Here is a 16,487-nt window from a genome sequence, read left to right as displayed (position 1 = left end):
CATTGTCCCGCTCAGTGCAGAGACACGGTCTTCAGATCGTCTTCGGCCGCCTTGAAGAAGGTGCTCGAGCGATTGTCGGTCAAAAGGATCGGCGTGCCGTCTGCGGCAAACAGCGCCCAGAGATCCAGCGTCGGATCGATTTCCGGCGCTTCCGGAAAACAGCGCGACACTTCGTCGGACTTCATCTTGCGAATATAACCCACTTCGCCGGCTCCGAGATGAGCCAGTTCGGATTGCGTCAGGCGGGCTGAAGCTTCTTTTAGTAACATTCCGAGCCTCCACATTGGGGGAGAGGCGGCAAAGCATGCCGCAACCGTCATTGTGCGGCGGAGATGTTAATTTTCCTTACCAGATGCATCGGTGCCATGCGGATGATTTCGATTGAAAGCAATCCGTTGCGCAAGCTGGCCCCGGTCACTTCCATACCCTCCTCCAGGGCGAAAACCCTTTGGAATTGGCGGGCTGCGATGCCGCGGAAGAGGAAATCCTGCTCCTCCCGCTCGGCCTGTCTGCCGGTGATCGAAAGCTGCCCGCCCTCGATCGTCACGTCCAGTTCCTCTTCGGCAAAGCCTGCCACCGCAAGGGTGATTCGCAGCCGATCCTGCCCCTTGTCAGCTGGCAGTCGCTCGATGTCATAGGGCGGATAGCCGTCGCTCCCGCGCGGCCGCCGCAGCGGAACGCCCTCGGCAAGACTGAACGTGATGATCAACCCCTCGGCGGGAAGGCGGTTTCGGCTCATGCGATTCCCTGTTTGCGTCACCAGTCGACGCCGGTCCTGTATCCACCCAAATATGGGGACTGACGCGCGGCACGACAAGCGGTCGACTGCTTGACAAACGCCATCCGCAGCGCCAAGCCTCGCGCTTTCGATATCAGGACGCCCCATGACAGACCCCCGCAAGATCATCATTGATACGGATCCCGGCCAGGACGATGCCGCGGCCCTCATGCTCGCCTTCGCAAGCCCGGACGAACTGAACCTTCTCGGCATCACCACGGTCGCCGGCAATGTGCCGCTCTCCTATACCAGCCGCAACGCCCGCATCGTCTGCGAACTCTGCGGCCAGCAGGCCCGCGCGGTCTATGAAGGCGCGGATCGACCGATGGTGCGCGATCTCGTCACCGCCGAGCATGTGCACGGCAAGACTGGCCTCGATGGCGCAGTCCTTCCCGAGCCGACCATGAAGGTGCAGCCTCAGCACGCCGTCGATTTCATCATCGACACCATCCGCCGCGAGCCGGAAGGCACAGTCACGCTCTGCACGCTCGGCCCGCTCACCAATATCGGCCTCGCCCTCCAGAAAGCCCCGGATATCGCACCCCGCGTCCGCGAACTGGTAATGATGGGTGGTGGCTTTTTCGAAGGCGGTAACATCACGCCAGCAGCCGAATTCAACATCTACGTCGATCCCCATGCGGCCGCCGCCGTCGTCGGTTCCGGCATCCCGGTCACCATGATGCCGCTCGATGTCACCCACCAGCTGATGACCACCAAGGCCCGCGTCGCCCGCATCGCCGAAATCGGCACCAAGCCGGCCGCAACCATGGTCGAGTGGCTGCAGTTCTTCGAGCGCTTCGACGAGGAGAAATATGGCTCTGACGGCGGCCCGCTGCACGATCCGACAGTCATTGCTTACCTTCTGAAGCCGGAACTGTTCGGCGGTCGCCACTGCAATGTTGAGATCGAGCTGCAGTCCGAACTCACGGTCGGCATGACCGTCGTCGACTGGTGGCGTGTCTCCGGTCGCAAGCCGAATGTCCAGGTCATGCGCAACGTCGATGCCGACGGCTTCTTCGACCTGCTCATCGAGCGCTTCGCCCGACTCTGACGCCGTAGGCTGGACTTCGGACGTGATCTCCACCTGAAAGAAGGGCCGCCGGTTTTCCGGCGGCCCTTCTTTGTTCAAGCCGAAACGTCGGTTCGGCTCAGAACTCTTCCCAGTTGTCGCCGCCGGCTGCGGGTGCCCGTCCGGCGGATGCGGCGACCTTCCGGGGTGCCGGATGGTAAGCGGGCGCCCGTGGCGTAGAAGAGGCTGGCGCCGCGCCTGTGGGCTGGCGCATGGCCTGCGCGGTTGTCCGCAACATTGCCGTAGACTGTCCGCCGCCGCTTACCTGAAACCGCGCCACGAGGTCCTTCAGCGTATCGGACTCGTTGCGCAGCGCCATGCTGGCGGCCGTGGTTTCCTCCACCATCGCTGCATTCTGCTGCGTCACCTGGTCCATCTGGTGCATGGCGGAATTGACTTCCTTCAGTCCGGATGCCTGCTCGCTGGCCGAGGCCGAGATCTGTCGGATGAGGCCGTTGATCTGCAGAACCTGTTCGGAGATCTTGTGCAGCGTCTCGCCGGCCTGGCCGACGAGCTGCACGCCATCCTTCACCTGCGCACCCGATGCATTGATCAGCGATTTGATTTCCTTTGCCGCATTGGCAGACCGCTGCGCCAGTTCGCGCACTTCCTGGGCAACGACGGCAAAGCCCTTGCCGGCTTCGCCCGCACGAGCCGCTTCGACACCCGCGTTGAGCGCCAGCAGGTTGGTCTGAAACGCGATCTCGTCAATGACGCCGATGATCCGCGAGATCTCCTGCGAGGACTGTTCGATGCCCTGCATCGAGGCAACCGCTTTTTGCACAACCTCGCCCGATTTTTCCGCATCCTTCACCGCGATGCTCACGGTATTGGCGGCGATCCCGGCATTGTCGGCGCTCGAATTGACCTGTTCGGTCAGCTCGTTCAGCGCCGCCGCCGTCTCTTCGAGGCTCGCAGCCTGCTGCTCGGTGCGCTTGGCAAGGTCTGCAGCACTTTCCGAGATTTCACCCGTACCGGCGCTGATATTGACCACGCCTGTGTTCACCGAGGCAATCGCCTGTTCGAGGGTTGCCAGGGCTTCGTTGAAGTCCCGCTTCAGGGCGCCATATTCGCCAGGGAAATCCTCGGCGATCCGGAAGGTGAGGTTGCCGCGCGAAAGTTCGGACAATCCGTTGCCGAGGGCTGCGACCACGTGCTGCTGTGTCGCGGAGGAGGCGCTGCGCTCCTGTTCATTGCGACGCCGCTCGCCTTCGGCTTCCTGGCGCTGTACATCGGCTTCGGCGGCGAGAACGCGGCTTTCGGCCAGACGATGGCGGAAGCCGTCCAGAGCCTTGGCGACCATGCCGATTTCGTCGTCACGATCCTGGTTCGGCACGGTGTCGTCATATTTGCCGGTGCTCAGCACGGTCACACTGCCGACCAACCCGGCAAGCGGCTTCCGCACGAAGCTGCCGACGGCCAGGTAAAGAGCCGCCATCACGGCGACAAGCACGATCACGCCGCCGATGATCATCATATAGGTCTGGGCTTCGACTGGAGCGCTGATCGCCGCATGCGGAACGTCGACTAGGATAACCCAGTTGGCATTCACGTCGGGCAGCTGGAAGGGATAGACCACCCGGTCGAACCGATTGTCTGCTTCGCCGAGATCCTTGATCACGCCGCCGCTCAGCGAAGAAAGGGCAGATTTTATGAGATCCGCCCCGGTTTCCTCATAGGGCTTCATCTGAAGGTCCGGTGTCGGCCCCACGATCCATTTTCCGCTTTGCGAAAGCAGGGTCACGCGGCCCGTCTCGAAGGGATGCAGCTTGTTCAGCTTGTCGGTCATCGCCTTCAGCGAAATGTCGACGCCGCTCACGCCGATCAGCTTGCCGCCGGCAATCACCGGATAGGCGATCGACGTCATTGCGGTGTGCTCGCCCGTGGTCTGTTCGGCATAGGGCTGGGTAATCGCGCCCTTCCGGCTCTTCGCGGCAAGTCCATACCACTCGGCCTCGAAATTGGAATTGAAGGTCGAGAAGGTGAAGCCCCCGTCCTTGCTCTTTGTCCAATAGGGGTTGAAGGCGCCGTCCTTGGCCGATCCGGTCTCCGTCTTCCCGGCCATGCTGGGGGACTGGCCATCAAAGGCGTTGGGTTCCTCGCCAAACCAGCTGCCAAAGGCAAAGGCGTTCTGCTCGAGATTGGCTTTCAGTACGTCGACGACGGATTTGCGATCGAGGTATTTGCCCTCCTGCGCGCGTCCGATGACGCCGGCCATCGATCGGGCCGCACCGGCCAATTCTCCGACCGAGCCTGCGACATCCGTCGCAATGGCCTTCGCTTCGGCATTGGCCTGATCCATCGTCAGGGTCTGGACCCGCTCGCGTGTCTGAAGGATAAGAAAGAGGTTCGATACGAATAGAACGACGGCAATGGCGGCGCCGGTCACGACGATCAGTTTCGCTGCCAATGACTTCATCTTGAAAATGGACATTGCTTCCTCATGCTCACATGAAAAACGATGACATTGGAGACACGTGATGCGTTCGCAATGCTGGAACATGCTCCATCATGGAAGCACGGGGGCAGGGAGCCGCCCGGAAAGGTCGGGCGGCCTTGCACCGGAAGATGAAGGTTCATTCGTAAAAAATGCTTGAAGGCAAACGCCCTCAAACCGCCTGAGGCGATTGATTTTTTGCTAATATATCAAGAGTTTGGTCAGGAAGACGTTTTATAGCCTGCCCGCGACGTCACCCGCCATGGGGATCGATGGCTGCGCGCCAGCCTTGAGGCAGGCCAGAGACCCCGCGACTGCCGCGCGTCGAAGCGCCGCGTCGAAGCCGAGACCCGCATCCAGGCTTGCGGCAAAATAGCCGCAGAACGTGTCCCCGGCGCCGACGGTGTCGACCGGCTCGATCTTCAGCCCTTGCGCCTTGTGCAGCACGCCGCCTTCGGCGGCGATCACGCCAGCAGCGCCGAGCGTGATGATCAGAACCTGGCCCGTCTCGCGATGCATGGAAAGGGCGGTCTCTTCCCGTTCGGCGGCCGTCAATCCCTGGCGTCCGGCGAGGAGCTCGAATTCGGTTTCGTTGGCAATCACCACATCCGCGAGTTTTGCCAGGGTCGCGGCTTCCGCCGTCAGCGGTGCCAGATTGAGGATCGTCCGCACGTTGGCGCCCTTGGCGGCCTTGAGCGCCGCTTCCACGGCCTTGGCCGGCACCTCCAGCTGCAGCATCAGCGTATCGCCGGCCTTCAGTGCCGAAACGGCCGCTTCCGCCTGCCCGGCGTCGACCGTGCCGTTTGCCCCGGCAACCACGGCAATCATGTTCTCCCCGTCGCCGCCGACCAGGATGAGAGCCGTACCCGTCGGACCGTCGACCGTCTTCACGCCGGAGAGATCGGTTCCCGCCGCGTCCAGCAATGCGACCGCAGGCGCCGCGAATTCGTCGCGACCCACGGCGCTCACCATCCGCACGTCGGCCCCCGCCCGCCGTGCGGCCAGTGCCTGATTGGCGCCCTTGCCGCCGGCCGCCGTGGCAAAGCTCGTGCCGGCCACCGTCTCGCCGGGAACCGGCAGGCGTGGCGTCGTGGCGACGAGATCCATGTTGATGGAGCCGAATACGGTGATCATGAGCGCGCGGGCCTCCCTGAAGCAATTCCCAGCAAAAGTCGGAACCGGTTTTGCGTCCGCAATTGCGAGAAAACAAGACATCAGACCATGGAAGGCGCCACGGAGGTCGCCGGACATGGTCTGGGGTGTGGCGCTCTTGTGGACCAGCCCGTCAGTCTTCGTCAACAACCCTGAGCTTGAGCAGGCCCGTGCGGCTTTCCACGGCCCGGGACGCGCCGTCTCCGGCATCGGCGGCACCGCCGGGCACCTCGAACTCCATCGCCTCGATCTTGGCGCCGCGCTTGGCCAGCTTGTCCGAGGAGGTGATGATCTGTTCGACATCCTTCTGCGCGGCCAGAAAATGGCTCTGCAGCTTGCGTGTCCGGTCGTCCAGGCGGCTGAGGTCCTCCATCAGCCGGATCACTTCGCCCTGGATCAGATGCGCCTGCTCGCGCATGCGCTGATCCTTCAGAACGGCCTGGATGACCTGGATCGAGAGCATCAGCAGGGATGGCGAAACGATGACCACCCGCTGGCGATGCGCCTTCTGCACCACGCCTTCGAAATTCTCGTGGATCTCCGCAAAGATCGATTCCGACGGCACGAACAGGAAAGCCATTTCCTGCGTCTCGCCCGGCAGAAGATATTTGTCGGCGATATCCTTGATATGCACCTCGATGTCGCGGCGAAACTGCTGGCTGGCGATCTTCTTGTGCTCCGGCGTCTCCCCGTCACGGATCGCATTCCACGCCTCCAGCGGAAACTTCGCATCGACCACCAGCGGCGGGGAATTGTTCGGCATGCGGATCGTGCAGTCGGGCCGCGATCCGTTCGACAGCGTCGTCTGGAATTCATAGGCACCCATCGGCAGCCCGTCGGCAACGATCGTCTCCATCCGCGACTGGCCAAAGGCCCCGCGCGTCTGCTTGTTGGAGAGGATCGCCTGCAACCCGACGACATCCTTGGCCAGCGACTGGATGTTGTTCTGCGCCGCATCGATCACCGCCAGCCGCTCCTGCAGCGTGCGCAGGTTGTCGTGGGTCGATTTCGTCTGCTCGGTGATCGTCGTTCCCAGCCGGTGCGTCATGCCATCAAGCCGTTGGCTGATTGACTGGTTCAGTTCCGCCTGTCGGCTGCCGAAGACCTCGGCCATGGTCGCGAGCCGCCCCTGCATCTCGGCCTGCGCTTTCAGCAGTTCGGCAAGCCTTGCCTCGGCCGCCTCGTCGCGTCGCAGCGTATCCTCCATCATCTGAGCCCGGATGCGCGCGGCGCGCATCGAGCCCAGGAACAGGGCAAGAATGGGGAGGAGAACCACTCCTGCGGCGAGCGCCAGCAGAATGCCGGGGCCGAGCGTGACGGAGCCGATGGTGATGGCGGGAATGTCTTGGATGTTCATCACAAGACTATACGCGATTCGCCCCGCCGAAACAGATCAAAGAGTGAACGTTTCCAGGCCCTGCTGTTTTGGCCTGGCGGACATGAGACTTTTTGTGCGGGCATAACTGATAAAAGACAAGGGCAGGGCCGATAAGTGGTCACCAACGCTATACCCTTCATAAATAGGGGGGAAAGCTTCGCATTTTAGAAACCATAGATTTACCATTTCAGGGTCTGCTTATGAAACGGTTCGGCGATTTTGCCGCAGTCTTGCAATGGATAGTAGAATTACGATGGTGTCGCAGAGTGACAATGCCGATCTGAAAAACCGCCTTCGCTTTCTCGGCTTGGACGACAAGGGGCGAGAGACCCTTCGGCGCATGGGTCCCCTGATCCGGGCCAATATCGGCGCTGCGCTCGACATCTTCTACGACAAGATCCGCAAGGTCCCCGAAACTGCGGCGTTCTTCCGTGGCGAGGATCATATTCGCGGTGCCAAGGGCCGTCAGGAAGAACATTGGGGCATCGTCGGCACGGGCGACTACACCGAAAGCTATGTCGATGGCGTCACCAAGGTCGGCAAGGCCCATGCCCGCATCGGCCTCGAGCCACGCTGGTATATCGGTGGCTACGCGCTGGTCCTCGAACAGTTGATCCATGCCGTGGCCCGCGACCGCTGGCCAAGCCGCTTTGGCCGCCAGAAGGCGCCGCAACTGGCCGACGAGATTTCGGTGGTGATGAAAGCCGCCATGCTCGACATGGATTATTCCATCACCGTCTATCTCGACATCCTCGCCGCCGAGCGCCAGAAGGCCGAGGACACCCGCCTGCGCGCCGAGGCCGAACAGGCGACGGCGCTGGCCGCATTGCGCGGGGTCCTGACAAAACTCGCCGCCGGCGATCTCGAAGCGCGTCTGCCGGATGATCTGCCGGCCAATTTCGTCGAAATGGCACGGGACTACAACGCCTCGGTGAATGCCCTCCGCTCCACCATCGGCACGGTCCGCAGCTCCGCCGACGAGATCTTCAAGTCGACGTCGGCCATCGCGGAGGCGACCGACGATCTCGCCCAGCGCACCGAACAGCAGGCAGCCGGCCTCGAGGAAAGCACGGCCGCCCTGCACGAACTCACCCAGAACGTCACGCTCACCGCCGATGGCGCCCAGAAAGCCGCCCAGGTCGTCGGCGTGGCGCTCGACGAGGCGCGTGTGTCCGAAGCGGTCGTCTCCCGCGCTGTCGATGCCATGGGCGCCATCGAGAAATCCTCCGATGCCATCTCCAAGATCATCGGCGTCATCGATGAAATTGCCTTCCAGACCAACCTGCTCGCGCTCAATGCCGGCGTCGAGGCCGCCCGTGCAGGCGAAGCCGGACGTGGTTTCGCGGTCGTCGCCCAGGAAGTCCGAGAACTTGCCCAGCGCTGCGCCAATGCGGCGCGCGAGATCAAGAGCCTGATCTCCCAAAGCTCCACCCAGGTCAATTCCGGCGTCGGCCTCGTCAACAATGCCGGCGACGCCCTGAAACAGATCATCGTCCGCATCGGCGAAATCAACGAGATCGTCGGCACCATCGCGGCCGCCGCCGCCGACCAGTCCGGCGGCCTGCGCGAGGTCAACACCTCGATCGCCTCCATGGACCAGATCACCCAGCGCAACGCCGCCATGGTCGAGGAAACCTCCGCCCAGACCGCAACGCTCGGCGAAGAAGCCGAACGTCTGCTGGCAGCCCTTCAGGGTTTCCGCATCCATGATGGTCACGCCCAGCCCCGGCAGCGCTCGACACCCGTCCGGCGCATGGCGGGATAGAAATGGCCCCCGACTTGAAATGAAGGGTTAAGGTTCGGTGGTGTTTAGCTTCTGTTTAGAAAACCGTGACAGGTCTGCTTGACGACTGTCAATCACATAACCCCGCGTTGGAACCATGCATCAGAAATCGAACACCGATCTGTCCGAACGCCTCGACTTCCTGGAAATCGACCAGAAGACGCGCGACACCCTGGGAGAGCTCCGTCCGACGATCGGTGATGTCATGGGACCGGCGCTGGACAAGTTCTACGCCAAGGTCGCCAAGACCGCCAAGACGGCAGGTTTCTTCCGCGACGGCGCCCATATGAGCGGTGCCAAGAACGCGCAGATCGGCCATTGGGACAAGGTCGCCAAGGGCAGCTTCGACGAGGATTACGTGCGCGGCGTCACCGCCGTCGGCAAGGCCCATGCCCGCATCGGGCTTGAGCCGCGCTGGTATATCGGCGGCTATTCCATGCTGGTCGGTGAACTGCTCTCCGGCATTCTGGTCAAGCATTGGCCCTTCCCCTTCGGCAAGCGCCATGCAGAAACCCTGGCGAATAAGATGAGGGCGGTGGTCAAGGCCGCCATGCTCGACATGGATTATGCCATCTCGGTCTATCTCGATGAGCTGGAAACCAAGCGCAAGGCGCTGGAAGAAGAACGGGCCCGCTTCGAGGCCGACCAGGCGATTGCCATGGAGCACCTGCGCCGTGGTCTGGAATCGCTCGCCCGCAGCGATTTCGAAAGCCACATGACCACCGACCTGCCGCAAAACTTCAAGGAGATGGCCGGCTATTACAACGACACGGTCGACAAGCTGAACGTGTCCTTCGCTGCCATCCGCCGCGCTTCGGAAGAAATCCTCGGCGGCACCGATGCCATTGCCCATGCGTCGAGCGAACTTGCGAGCCGCACCACCCGCCAGGCCGCCGGTGTCCAGCAGAGCTCGACCGCGCTCCAGCAGCTCTCCGTCAGCGTCAGCCAGACCGCGGCCAATGCCGAACGCGCGTCTGCGGCCGTGCGCGAGACGCAGCAACAGGCCCAGACCTCCGGCACGGTCGTGTCGCGTGCCGTCAACGCCATGGATGCGATCGAGAAATCGTCCACCGAGATCTCCAAGATCATCGGCGTCATCGACGAAATTGCCTTCCAGACGAACCTTCTCGCCCTGAACGCCGGTGTCGAAGCGGCCCGTGCTGGCGATGCCGGCAAGGGATTTGCCGTCGTGGCACAAGAGGTTCGCCAGCTCGCCCAGCGCTCGGCCGATGCCGCCAAGGAAATCAAGCAGCTGATTTCCCAGAGCTCAGGCCAGGTCAAGCAGGGCGTCGAACTCGTCACCGGCACCGGTGAGGTCCTGGGCGACATCATCGCCCGTATCGATGCCATCGACAGCTTCGTCTCGGATATCGCGACCGCCGCCAAGGACCAGGCGACCGGCCTCAACGAAGTCAACCAGGCGACCCGCAACATGGATCTCCTGACCCATGAAAACAGCGGCATGGTCGAGCAGACCTCGGAAGAAACCCGCCGCCTGCGCGCCGAAGTCGCCGGCCTCGTCGAACTGATGAGCCATATCCGCACCCGCACCGAGAACACCGGCCACGGCCAGCGCCGCACTGCCGCCTGATCGCAACATCGGATACGGGAGGAATTCGATGCTTTTTTCGATTTCCTCCCTTTCGAACTTGCGCTAAGGGAGGCTCATGACCATCAAGCCACTCATAATCCTGCCCGATCCGCTGCTGCGCCAGGTCTCCGAACCTGTGGAGCGCGTGGATTCCGAGCTGAACCAGCTTGTCGATGACATGCTCGAGACCATGTACGAGGCCCCCGGCATCGGGCTCGCCGCGATCCAGGTCGGCGTGCCGCGCCGCCTGCTCGTCATCGATCTCGCCAAGGAAGGCGAAGATCCCAAGCCGCTCGTCTTCATCAATCCCAAGATCATCCGCTCCTCCGATGAGTGCTCGGTCTATGAGGAAGGCTGCCTGTCGATCCCGGATTATTACGCAGAAGTCGAACGCCCGGCGACGATCACCGTCACCTCGCTCGATCGCACTGGCAAGGAAGTGACCACCGAAGCCGACGGCCTGCTCGCCACCTGCCTGCAGCACGAGATCGACCATCTCGACGGCGTGCTGTTCATCGACCATATCTCCCGTCTGAAGCGCGAGATGGTCATCAAGCGCTTCACCAAGGCAGCCCGTCAGAAGATTTGATCGAGGCCGCGCAGCTTTGCGCGACCCTCCGCTCTTGAAGGCGAGACCGATTATGGCATTGCGCATCATTTTTATGGGGACGCCGGCCTTCTCCGTCGCCACCCTCAAGGCGCTTCACGCCGCCGGCCATCAGATTGTCGCCGCCTATTCCCAGCCGCCCCGTCCGGGTGGCCGCCGTGGCCTGGACTTGCAGAAATCCCCGGTCCATCAGGCTGCCGAAACCCTCGGCATCGAGGTCCGCCACCCGCTCAATTTTCGCGAGCCCGCAGACCGCGAAGCCTTCGCCGCCTTGCAAGCCGATGTCGCCGTCGTCGTCGCCTATGGCCTGCTGCTGCCGCAGGCCATCCTCGATGGCACGCGGCTTGGCTGCTACAACGGCCACGCCTCGCTCCTGCCGCGCTGGCGGGGTGCCGCCCCCATTCAGCGGGCGATCATGGCCGGCGATGCCGAGACCGGCATGATGGTGATGAAAATGGACAAGGGCCTCGACACCGGCCCCGTGGCACTCACCCGCAAGGTCGCGATTGCCCCCGACATGACCGGCGGCGAACTGCATGATGCGCTAAGCGTCGTCGGCGCCGAGGCCATGGTCGACGCCATGGCGCTCCTGGAAAAAGGAGCGCTCGAAACCGTCGCGCAGCCGGAAGAGGGCGTGCTCTACGCCGCCAAGATCGACAAGGCCGAAACCCGCGTCGACTTCGCCCGTCCCGCCCGCGAGGTTCACGACCATATCCGGGGTCTCGCCCCCTTTCCCGGCGCCTGGACTGAAATCGAGGTCGGCGGCAAGCCCGAGCGCGTCAAGCTGCTCGCATCCCATCTGGCCGAAGCAGACGGCCAACGCGGCGCTCCGGGCACACTACTTGACGATCACCTGACCGTTGCCTGCGGCACCGGCGCCGTCAGCCTCGTGCGCCTGCAAAAGGCCGGCGGCAAGCCGCTCGATGCGCAGGATTTCCTGCGCGGCACGCCGCTTGCCAAGGGCACGGTGATCGCCTGATGCCGCGCTTCCGCATGATCGTCGAATATGACGGCACCGCCTATGTCGGCTGGCAGCGCCAGGACAATGGCCATGCCGTGCAGTCGGCCATCGAGAATGCCATTCTGGCGCTGTCGGGCGAAACCGTCGTCATCAGAGGCGCCGGCCGCACCGATTCCGGCGTGCATGCCAAGGGCCAGGTCATCCATGCCGATCTCTCCCGCGCCTGGGTGCCCTACAAGCTGCGCAACGCGCTCAACGCCCACCTGGCCCAGGCCGGCGAACAGGTCTCGATCGTTGATGTCGCGGCCGCGCCCGATGATTTCGACGCGCGCTTCTCGGCACTGCGTCGCCATTACCTCTACCGCATCATCACCCGCCCCGCGCGCCTCGCGCTGGAGGCGAACCGCGCCTGGTGGGTGCCGAAGCCGCTCGATCACGAGGCCATGCATGAGGCCGCCCAGCAGCTCGTCGGCCACCACGATTTCACCACCTTCCGCTCCGCCCATTGCCAGGCGGCAAGCCCGGTGCGCACGCTCGACCGGCTCGATGTCTCCAGGCATGGTGATCTGATCGAGATCCGCGCCAGCGCCCAGAGTTTTCTGCACAATCAGATCCGATCCTTTGCAGGAACGCTGAAACTGGCCGGCGAGGGCAAGATGACGCCTTCGGATGTGCGCGCAGCGCTCGACGCCCGCGACCGTGCCGCCTGCGGTCCGGTGGCACCCCCGGAAGGGCTCTATTTCATGCGGGTGGATTATCCCGGCGACGAGCCGCAGCCGGATATCTGAGCAATTCCAGCAAAAGTGCACGGCGGTTTTGCGTCCGGACTTGCGCAAACAAAATATGAGCAAGTCCAGCAAAAGAGTGAAGCGGTTTTGCGTCCGGAATTGCGTGTAGAACACGGGCCTCAGCCCGGATAAACGCCGAGATAGCGTTCCAGCACTTCGGCGAGGATCATTGAGGGCACCAGTACCACCATGATGATCGTCGACACCGTCAGCAGGTGATCGCCGATGATCATTCGGACGATCCGGAACAGGATGGCAATCAGCGTCACCATCAGCAGGAACCAGAGAAGCGCCACCAGTCCGCTGAGGCTGGGCAGCAGCATCATGATCAGCACCAACAGGCCATAGGCGTAAGAGGCCGGCAATGCCAGCCAGTTCGTCACCACCACAAGCGCGGCGAATTTTTCGCCGAGCCCCACCATCCAGCACAACACGCCCAGCAGAATGACCGGCACCAGCCAGTTCGCCGCTTCCACCAGGGTCAGCCGGAAGAAGAACAAGAGCCCGGTTGCCGTGCCTGTCGGCTGGCCCTCGAGAAACAGCACACGCCACCAGGCAAAGGAGAGCAGAATCGCCGGCAACGCCCAGGCGATCGACCAGAACGAGCGCGCGGCTCCCCGGTCGCTGAAATCGAGATGGGCAAAGCCTGCCGGGTCCTGCTTCACCAGCAGCCACAGGCCCTTCAGGTAAATCTCGATCTCCTTAAGCGTGGGCATGGGCGAACCACTGCTCGATGAAGGTCTGGTAGATCACCGTCAGGGTTTCCAGGTCGGCAACCGCAACCCGCTCGTCGACCATATGCATGGTCTGCCCCACCAGGCCGAATTCCACGACAGGGCAATAATCCTTGATGAAGCGCGCATCCGACGTGCCGCCCGTGGTCGAAAGCTTCGGCGTCCGGCCTGTGACCGTTTCGATGGCACCCGATAGCGACGAAATCAGGCTGTTGCTGCGCGTCAGGAAAACATGGCTCGGCCGTTCCGACCACACGATTTCATAGGCAATCGCCGCGCGACCCGGCCGAAGCTCTGGATCGACCGCTGCCGCATCGAGCCGGCGCAGGATCTCGGCCTGCACGCTCTCGGCATCCCAATGGTCGTTGAAGCGGATGTTGAACTTGAAGCGGGCGGTCGCCGGAATGACGTTCGTCGCGGCATTGCCGACGTCGATCGAGGTCACTTCGAGGTTCGACGGCTGGAAATTCTCCGTGCCCTCATCGAAGGCCGGGAACATCAGGCTTTTCGCCAGCGAAAGCGCGCCGCGCACGGGGCTGTCGGCGAGATGCGGATAGGCCGCATGGCCCTGCACGCCACGCACGGTGACCGTGCCGGAAACCGAGCCGCGTCGGCCGATCTTGATCATGTCACCCAGCGTGTCGGGATTGGTCGGCTCACCCACGAGGCAGGCATCCCAGCGCTCGCCGCGTGCGGCCGCCCATTGCAGAAGCTTCACCGTGCCATTGACCGCCGGTCCCTCTTCATCGCCGGTGATCAGCAGCGAAACGGAACCCTGCGGCACCTTGCCGGCATCCACCAGCCGCGCATAAGCCGCGATGAAGCAGGCAATCCCGCCCTTCATGTCGACGGCGCCACGGCCAAACAGCATGCCGTCGCGAACCTCGCCGGAAAACGGCCCGGCCGACCAGTCCGCCTCGTCGCCGACAGGCACCACGTCGCTGTGTCCGGCAAACATCAGGTGAGGCCCATCCGAGCCAGCCCTGGCATAAAGGTTTTCGATGTCGGGCGTATCCACATCGCGCTCGACCATCCGGTCGACGGCAAAGCCGAGCGGCTTCAACAGGTCCTCCAGCACCGAAAGCGCACCGCCTTCGGCCGGCGTGACCGAGGGGCAGCGGATCAGGGCTTGGAGAACATCGACAGGGCTGGTGGCGTTCATGGCGGTCTATCTGGGCTGTGCATCGGTGAGAAAACGGGTCCTTGCCGAGACTTAGCCGAAGGCTACGGCGGTGTCATCTCGTGTGCAGCGACAGAAGTGTCGCACAGCCGGACCGGTGGAGAAGGGCGCCGGCCGGAACCGGCGCCCTCGCATGCAATCAGTCGCGCAGCAGCTCGTTGATGCCGGTCTTCGAGCGGGTCTTCGCGTCGACGCGCTTGACGATGACGGCGCAGTAGAGGTTCGGAGCGGGCACTCCATTCGGCATGACGTTGCCACTGCCCATCGAGCCGGCGACGACGACGGAATAGGGCGGCACTTCGCCATAGGTCACTTCGCCCGTTGCGCGGTCGACGATCTTGGTCGATTTGCCGATGAACACGCCCATGCCGAGCACCGAGCCTTCGCGGATGATGCAGCCTTCGACGACTTCCGAACGGGCGCCGATGAAGCAGTTGTCCTCGATGATCGTCGGTCCCGCCTGCATCGGCTCCAGCACGCCGCCAATGCCGACGCCGCCGGAGAGATGCACGTGTTTGCCGATCTGTGCGCAGGAACCGACGGTCGCCCAGGTATCGACCATGGTACCTTCGCCGACGTAGGCGCCGAGGTTAACGAAGGAGGGCATCAGGATGGCATTCGGCGCGATATAGGCCGAGCGGCGCACGACAGCATTCGGCACGGCGCGGAAGCCGGCCGCGCGGAACTGGTTCTCACCCCAGCCTTCGAACTTCGACGGCACCTTGTCCCACCAGGTCGAGGCGCCGGGGCCGCCCTTGACCACTTCCATGTCGTTCAGGCGGAAGGAGAGAAGCACGGCCTTCTTCAGCCACTGATGCACGGTCCAGGCCCCGTCTTCGCCACGGGTCGCAACACGCGCCTTGCCGCTGTCGAGCAGGTCGAGCGCGGCCTCGACGGCATCGCGGATCTCGCCCTTGGTGGCGGTCGAGACCGTGTCGCGGTTTTCGAAGGCCGCTTCGATGACGTGTTCGAGCTGAGTGAGATCGGAGGCGCTCATCTGAATTCCTTAAACTTCGTTGTCTAACCTTGGGGATGGAAGCGATCAGGGTCTGATCGAAAATTCGCGCAAAGCTCTAGCGCATAAGTCGCTGCATGAAAACAGCGTCTGGCGGCCTTGCGCGTCGGAAAGGAACAAGCATGGCGAGACTGAAAAACGGCAAACATCGGCGCAAGGACGGCTCCTGGGATCCGTTGAAGGATTCATCCACCGATCGCCAGACCGCGCAGGTCATTCCGCGCACGCCGCAATCCGCGTCTTCGTCCTACACGCTCGCCTATGTCGACGATGAATTCCTCTGCCGCGAGGAGCTGCGCCCGGTACGCCTGCAGCTGGAATTGCTGAAAACCGAGATGATTCTGACCGAGCGCAACATCAAGTCGACGGTGGTGATGTTCGGCGGTGCCCGCATCCCGGCGCCGGGTGAGGCCGCCTGGGCGGCGAAGAACGACATCCAGAAGAAGAATCTCGAGAATGCCTCGATCTATTACGATCAGGCCCGCCGCTTCGCGCAGCTCTGCTCGACCCAGTCGAAGAGCAGCGACTATCACGAATATGTCGTCGTGACCGGCGGTGGCCCAGGTGTCATGGAAGCGGGCAATCGCGGGGCCGCCGATGTCGGCGCCCCCTCGATTGGCCTCAATATCGTTTTGCCGCACGAGCAGGCGCCGAACCCTTACGTCACGCCCGAGCTCAGCTTCAACTTCCACTATTTCGCCATCCGCAAGATGCATTTTTTGATGCGCGCCAAGGCGATCACCATCTTCCCCGGCGGTTTCGGCACGCTGGACGAGTTTTTTGAAGCCGTGACGCTGATCCAGACCAAGCGCATGGCGCCGATCCCGCTCATCCTCTTTTCCAAGGCCTTCTGGCACGACATCATCAACTTCGAAGCGCTCGCCAATTTCGGCACCATCGCACCGGAAGATCTGCAATTGCTGCACTTCGCCGAAACGGCGGAGGAAGCCTGGCAGATCATCGCCGACTTCTACGACCTGAACGCAGAAGCGGCCCCGTAAAGGGCCGCTCCAT

15 protein-coding genes are annotated in these 16,487 nt (G+C 62.9%); 7 read left to right on the top strand and 8 right to left on the bottom strand.

Going from position 1 to position 16,487, the window contains the following annotated elements:
• Positions 1 to 11: 11 nt before the first annotated feature.
• On the bottom strand, positions 12 to 269 hold the full coding sequence (locus DFO46_RS16090) for a DUF1150 family protein (RefSeq protein ID WP_110790174.1): 258 nt from the start codon (positions 267 to 269) through the stop codon (positions 12 to 14).
• A gap of 47 nt (positions 270 to 316) precedes the next feature.
• A complete protein-coding gene (locus DFO46_RS16085) occupies positions 317 to 739 on the bottom strand; it encodes an Hsp20 family protein (RefSeq protein WP_110790173.1) in 423 nt (140 codons plus the stop codon).
• Between the two features lie 145 nt (positions 740 to 884).
• Between DFO46_RS16085 and DFO46_RS16080 the strand changes: the two genes are divergently transcribed.
• Positions 885 to 1,829: a nucleoside hydrolase gene (locus DFO46_RS16080; RefSeq protein ID WP_110790172.1), complete on the top strand. Its 945-nt coding sequence runs from the start codon at positions 885 to 887 to the stop codon at positions 1,827 to 1,829.
• 97 nt (positions 1,830 to 1,926) lie between these two features.
• On the opposite strand, the gene DFO46_RS16075 is transcribed toward DFO46_RS16080, so the two are convergent.
• The 3 genes from DFO46_RS16075 to DFO46_RS16065 form a co-directional block, all read right to left on the bottom strand.
• Positions 1,927 to 4,281, bottom strand: a complete 2,355-nt coding sequence (locus DFO46_RS16075; protein ID WP_120277975.1) for a methyl-accepting chemotaxis protein — start codon at positions 4,279 to 4,281, stop codon at positions 1,927 to 1,929.
• 237 nt (positions 4,282 to 4,518) lie between these two features.
• Entirely contained in the window at positions 4,519 to 5,418 is a 900-nt protein-coding gene (locus DFO46_RS16070) for a ribokinase (RefSeq protein ID WP_120278288.1), read from the bottom strand.
• 151 nt (positions 5,419 to 5,569) lie between these two features.
• Complete coding sequence (locus tag DFO46_RS16065; protein ID WP_120277974.1) at positions 5,570 to 6,793, bottom strand: DNA recombination protein RmuC; 1,224 nt, start codon at positions 6,791 to 6,793, stop codon at positions 5,570 to 5,572.
• Between the two features lie 274 nt (positions 6,794 to 7,067).
• On the opposite strand from DFO46_RS16065, the gene DFO46_RS16060 reads away from it, so the two are divergent.
• The 5 genes from DFO46_RS16060 (at position 7,068) to truA (ending at position 12,544) form a co-directional block, all read left to right on the top strand.
• A complete protein-coding gene (locus tag DFO46_RS16060) occupies positions 7,068 to 8,579 on the top strand; it encodes a globin-coupled sensor protein (protein WP_120277973.1) in 1,512 nt (503 codons plus the stop codon).
• Between the two features lie 115 nt (positions 8,580 to 8,694).
• Positions 8,695 to 10,188: a globin-coupled sensor protein gene (locus DFO46_RS16055; RefSeq protein ID WP_110790167.1), complete on the top strand. Its 1,494-nt coding sequence runs from the start codon at positions 8,695 to 8,697 to the stop codon at positions 10,186 to 10,188.
• A 76-nt stretch (positions 10,189 to 10,264) separates the two neighbouring features.
• A complete protein-coding gene (gene def / locus DFO46_RS16050; protein ID WP_120277972.1) occupies positions 10,265 to 10,777 on the top strand; it encodes a peptide deformylase in 513 nt (170 codons plus the stop codon).
• Between the two features lie 52 nt (positions 10,778 to 10,829).
• Entirely contained in the window at positions 10,830 to 11,774 is a 945-nt protein-coding gene (gene fmt / locus DFO46_RS16045; protein ID WP_120277971.1) for a methionyl-tRNA formyltransferase, read from the top strand.
• Positions 11,774 to 12,544 (top strand): tRNA pseudouridine(38-40) synthase TruA, encoded by a 771-nt coding sequence (gene truA / locus DFO46_RS16040; RefSeq protein WP_110790164.1) that lies wholly within the window; start codon positions 11,774 to 11,776, stop codon positions 12,542 to 12,544. The genes fmt and truA overlap by 1 nt, the downstream gene beginning before the upstream one ends.
• Positions 12,545 to 12,663: 119 nt before the next feature.
• Here the strand turns inward: truA and DFO46_RS16035 are convergent, their stop codons facing one another.
• The 3 genes from DFO46_RS16035 to dapD all read right to left on the bottom strand — a co-directional run bounded on the left by DFO46_RS16035 (position 12,664) and on the right by dapD (position 15,455).
• Positions 12,664 to 13,260: a hypothetical protein gene (locus DFO46_RS16035; RefSeq protein WP_110790161.1), complete on the bottom strand. Its 597-nt coding sequence runs from the start codon at positions 13,258 to 13,260 to the stop codon at positions 12,664 to 12,666.
• Positions 13,247 to 14,440: a succinyl-diaminopimelate desuccinylase gene (gene dapE / locus DFO46_RS16030; RefSeq protein WP_120277970.1), complete on the bottom strand. Its 1,194-nt coding sequence runs from the start codon at positions 14,438 to 14,440 to the stop codon at positions 13,247 to 13,249. Before dapE ends, DFO46_RS16035 begins: the two co-directional genes overlap by 14 nt.
• Before the next feature lie 157 nt (positions 14,441 to 14,597).
• Positions 14,598 to 15,455 (bottom strand): 2,3,4,5-tetrahydropyridine-2,6-dicarboxylate N-succinyltransferase, encoded by an 858-nt coding sequence (gene dapD, locus DFO46_RS16025; protein WP_120277969.1) that lies wholly within the window; start codon positions 15,453 to 15,455, stop codon positions 14,598 to 14,600.
• 140 nt (positions 15,456 to 15,595) lie between these two features.
• On the opposite strand from dapD, the gene DFO46_RS16020 reads away from it, so the two are divergent.
• The gene (locus tag DFO46_RS16020; protein WP_183041911.1) at positions 15,596 to 16,474 is read left to right on the top strand and encodes an LOG family protein; all 879 of its coding nucleotides are present in this window, start codon (positions 15,596 to 15,598) and stop codon (positions 16,472 to 16,474) included.
• The last annotated feature ends 13 nt before the right edge of the window (positions 16,475 to 16,487 follow it).

Source organism: Rhizobium sp. AG855 (assembly GCF_003610655.1).
Classification (GTDB): Bacteria; Pseudomonadota; Alphaproteobacteria; order Rhizobiales; family Rhizobiaceae; genus Allorhizobium; species Allorhizobium wuzhouense.
Note: the sequence above shows the minus strand (reverse complement) of the source record. Positions and strands in the feature narration are given on the sequence as shown.